The organism is Blastomonas sp. (genome assembly GCF_041747255.1).
Classification (GTDB): Bacteria; Pseudomonadota; Alphaproteobacteria; order Sphingomonadales; family Sphingomonadaceae; genus Blastomonas.
On the sequence record NZ_JBGTFM010000282.1, the window covers coordinates 1 to 3,813 of the forward strand.

At 63.5% G+C, this 3,813-nt stretch carries 5 protein-coding genes and 1 pseudogene; 2 read left to right on the top strand and 4 right to left on the bottom strand.

The window, feature by feature from the left end; all coding sequences use genetic code 11:
- Positions 1 to 222 (bottom strand): annotated as a pseudogene (locus tag ACEW8G_RS09530) (bifunctional 2-polyprenyl-6-hydroxyphenol methylase/3-demethylubiquinol 3-O-methyltransferase UbiG); the annotation flags it as partial.
- A 67-nt stretch (positions 223 to 289) separates the two neighbouring features.
- Here ACEW8G_RS09530 and ACEW8G_RS09535 point away from each other — a divergent pair.
- Together ACEW8G_RS09535 and ACEW8G_RS09540 are read left to right on the top strand one after the other, a co-directional pair.
- Positions 290 to 1,552: an aspartate kinase gene (locus tag ACEW8G_RS09535; protein WP_373488191.1), complete on the top strand. Its 1,263-nt coding sequence runs from the start codon at positions 290 to 292 to the stop codon at positions 1,550 to 1,552.
- A gap of 145 nt (positions 1,553 to 1,697) precedes the next feature.
- Positions 1,698 to 2,702, top strand: a complete 1,005-nt coding sequence (locus ACEW8G_RS09540; protein ID WP_373488192.1) for an NAD(P)H-dependent flavin oxidoreductase — start codon at positions 1,698 to 1,700, stop codon at positions 2,700 to 2,702.
- Between the two features lie 34 nt (positions 2,703 to 2,736).
- On the opposite strand, the gene ACEW8G_RS09545 is transcribed toward ACEW8G_RS09540, so the two are convergent.
- The 3 genes from ACEW8G_RS09545 to ACEW8G_RS09555 all read right to left on the bottom strand — a co-directional run.
- The gene (locus ACEW8G_RS09545; RefSeq protein WP_373488193.1) at positions 2,737 to 2,892 is read right to left on the bottom strand and encodes a hypothetical protein; all 156 of its coding nucleotides are present in this window, start codon (positions 2,890 to 2,892) and stop codon (positions 2,737 to 2,739) included.
- Positions 2,893 to 2,993: 101 nt separating this feature from the next.
- Positions 2,994 to 3,260: a hypothetical protein gene (locus tag ACEW8G_RS09550; RefSeq protein WP_373488194.1), complete on the bottom strand. Its 267-nt coding sequence runs from the start codon at positions 3,258 to 3,260 to the stop codon at positions 2,994 to 2,996.
- Between the two features lie 67 nt (positions 3,261 to 3,327).
- Positions 3,328 to 3,813, bottom strand: a 486-nt coding sequence (locus tag ACEW8G_RS09555) for a LysE family translocator (protein WP_373488195.1), incomplete at its 5' end; no start/stop codon positions are given.

Below are 3,813 nucleotides of genomic sequence, written 5' to 3' on the forward strand. Positions count from 1 at the left end.
GCGGCGGCCCGCCAGCGGCCTGCGCGCCGCGCCTGCATCAGCCCAGTGATGATCGATGGCATTGCGGATGTAAGACAAGCGCACCGGGTTCAGCTTGTGCAGCATCGCCGATGTGCCCTTGGGGTCCCACCACTCGGCAGCCAGCCGCCCGAAATGCGCGGCCTCTTTGGGATCGATGGTGCCGCCGGGTGTTTCAACCGCTGCGATGCTTGCGTTCGCCATAGTGCCTCTCTATTGGATCGCCGGACTATAGCGGCGCGGGGCGCATAAAGGAAAGCACGAACGGCCAATGGCACGGATCGTCATGAAATTCGGCGGCACTTCGATGGCCGGAACCGAGCGCATTCTCAAGGTCGCCGACCTCGTCCGCGCGCAGCAATTGCGCGGGCATGAGGTTGCGGTGGTCGTCTCGGCCATGGCGGGAGAAACCGACCGCCTGATCAATTTCTGCCGCGAGGCAAGCTGGCTTTATGATCCGGCGGAATATGATGTCGTGGTCGCCAGCGGCGAGCAGGTGACCAGTGGCCTGCTGGCGATTGCGCTGCAGGCTTTGGGGGCAAAGGCGCGCAGCTGGCTGGGCTGGCAATTGCCGATCCGAACGGTCGAGGCGCACGCCAAGGCGCGGGTCGACAGCATCGATGCCGACGCGCTGATCGCCGAGATGCAACAGGGCGTCATCGCGGTGATCCCCGGCTTTCAGGGGATGAGTGATGACGGACGGATAACCACGTTGGGCCGCGGCGGATCGGACACATCGGCAGTCGCGGTGGCGGCGGCGGTGAAGGCGGACCGCTGCGACATCTACACCGATGTTGACGGGGTCTACACCACCGACCCGCGCATCGTTGCCAAGGCGCGCAAGCTGCGCCATGTGACCTATGAGGAAATGCTCGAGCTGGCGAGCGTTGGTGCCAAGGTGCTGCAGACGCGATCTGTGGGCCTTGCGATGAAGGAGGGGGTGCGCATCCAGGTGTTGTCCTCATTTATCGACGACGATGCGCCTGCCGCCGACAGCCTCCCCGGCACAATGATCGTCAGCGACGACGAACTGGAAGGAATGGACATGGAACGCCAGCTGATCACCGGCATCGCGCACGACAAGAACGAGGCCAAGATCACGCTGACCCGCGTGCCCGACAAGCCAGGCGCGGTCGCCGACATCTTCGGTCCGCTCGCCCAGGCCGCGATCAATGTCGACATGATCATCCAGAACGTGGGCCGCGACAAGGGCGAGACCGACGTGACCTTCACCGTGCCCGCCGCCGATCTGGCGCGTTCGCTCGATCTGCTGGAGGCGGCGAAGGAGAAGATCGGCTTCAACCGCATCATCCCCGACACCAACGTTGCCAAGATTTCGGTGGTCGGCGTCGGCATGAAAAGCCACGCCGGGGTTGCCGCAAAGATGTTCAAGGCGCTCGCCGAGCGCGGCGTCAACATCATTGCGATCTCGACCAGTGAGATCAAGGTCAGCGTACTGATTGAAGAGGATTACACCGAACTGGCGGTGCGCGTGCTGCACACGGCGTACGGGCTGGATGCGGTGGAGGCGTAAAGGCAAAAGCCCCTCCCCTTCAGGGGAGGGGTAAGGGGTGGAGGCCATTGCGTCCAAGCAATCGCTGGCGCAGCCACAAACTGCGGCGGTCCTGCCCCACCCCAACCCCTCCCCTAAAGGAGAGGGGCTTTTAGAAAGATTGACCATGAACCACCCCCTTACCACCACCGCCATGTCGCGCGGCACGGCGTTTCTGGGCAGCGAAACCGCGATCATGTGCGGGGCGATGAGCTGGGTGTCCGAGCGCAATCTGGTCTCGGCGATCTCGAATGCGGGCGGGTTTGGCGTGATTGCGTGCGGGGCGATGACGCCTGCTCTGCTCGATGCGGAGATTGCCGCGACCAAGGCGCTCGCCACCAAGCCGTTCGGCGTCAACCTGATCACCATGCACCCGCAGCTGATGGACCTGATCGCGGTGTGCGCCGCGCATCAGGTGACGCATATCGTGCTCGCCGGCGGCCTGCCGCCCAAGGGCAGCATCGAGGCGATCAAGGCGGCAGGGGCAAAGGTCGTCTGCTTCGCTCCGGCGCTGGCACTGGCGAAGAAGTTTATCAAATCGGGCGTCGATGCGTTGGTGATCGAGGGGATGGAGGCAGGCGGCCATATCGGCCCGGTGGCAACATCCGTGCTGGCGCAGGAAATCCTGCCCGAAGTCGCTGCCGGCATTCCGGTGTTCGTTGCGGGCGGCATTGGCCGGGGCTCTGCGATTGCCGCCTATCTTGAGATGGGGGCGAGCGGGGTGCAGCTTGGCACGCGCTTCGTGTGCGCGCATGAATCGATCGCGCACCCGGCGTTCAAAAAAGCGTTCCTGCGCGGCAATGCGCGCGATGCGATCGCCAGCGTGCAGGTCGATCCGCGCCTGCCGGTCATCCCGGTGCGCGCGCTCAAAAACAAGGGCACCGAAGAGTTCACCGCCAAGCAGCGCGAGGTCGCGGCGCTGCTCGATGCAGGCAGCATCGACATGGGCGCGGCGCAGCTGCAGATCGAGCATTTCTGGGCAGGCGCATTGCGCCGCGCGGTCATCGACGGCGATGTCGAAAACGGATCGCTGATGGCGGGCCAATCGGTCGGTATGGTGACGCGCGAGGAAAGCGTCGCGGAGATCATCGCGACGTTGATCGAAGAGACCGAGACTGCGCTGGCGCGCTAAAATCTAACGACTCAGCCGCGCGTGATCAAATGGATTAGCCGACGCTCAAGGCTCCGGTGATCCAAATTGCGCTCAATGCGACCACTGCCAGCAGCAAGGAAAACAGCAGCACATAGCGCACGATGTGCGGGCTTTCGCCGCCACTCGCCTCAACCTCATCCAGTTCGAGATCGTCCCCGTTGCGTTGCATAACACCCTCCTCTTTGGTTGCAAAAGAGGACGAACTTAGCGCATTTTGGCCAGCTATGGTAGCATTCCGTAACGTTAGCTAGCGACCCGGGCGCGCATCGCTCATTGCGTCTGATTGGCGGGCGCAGGTTGTCTGCCCGGCTGACTGTCCAGACCGGCAGGCGGCTCGGCCGGGTTAGAGACCGATTCGGACGGTGCGGGTGTGGGATTGTCAGGGGCCAACGCAGCGCCGGTGATCCAGATGATGCTCATCGCAACGAGCGCCAAAAACAGCGAGATCGCAAGGACATAGCGCACGATCCCACGCTTCTGGCCGCCGCTTGCCTCCTCGGTGCTCATTTCGACATCGTCACCGTGCTTGATCATCAAGTTTGCCCTCATTCATTTCGGATTAAACCTCAATTACGGACGATCAGCGGATGGGTTCCGCTGCAGGTCAGGCCATCGGCCCGGCGCTGGTGGCGAGAAACCATATGGCGACCCCGGCCAGACCGATCGCCAGAACCTGCCGGGTCCGCACGAGCCGTTCCGGTTGGCTGAGCAAAGGGTGCAGCCGCGCGGCCATGATGACAATCGCCAGATGCACGCACGTGGCAACCGCCACACTCAGCCCGGTCAGCCATAGGCCATCGGCCAGCGTCGCGCCGGTCTCGGGGAGAAAGCGTGGCATGATGGCGACATAAAACAGCGCCGCTTTGGGATTCAACAAGTTTGTGATCAGCCCTCGGCTGAAATAGCGCATCTGGCGCGTATCAAGAGCCTTCGTGTCGGCGGGCGAGGTCTCCGCCGCGCCATGCCATGTCTCCCATGCCAGATACAGCAGATACACTGCCCCGGCCCAGCGCAGCGCGCTCCAGATTGCCGGGCTTGATGCGACCAGCGCCGCGAGTCCGGCAGCGGCTGCGACCCCGATCAGCGCCAG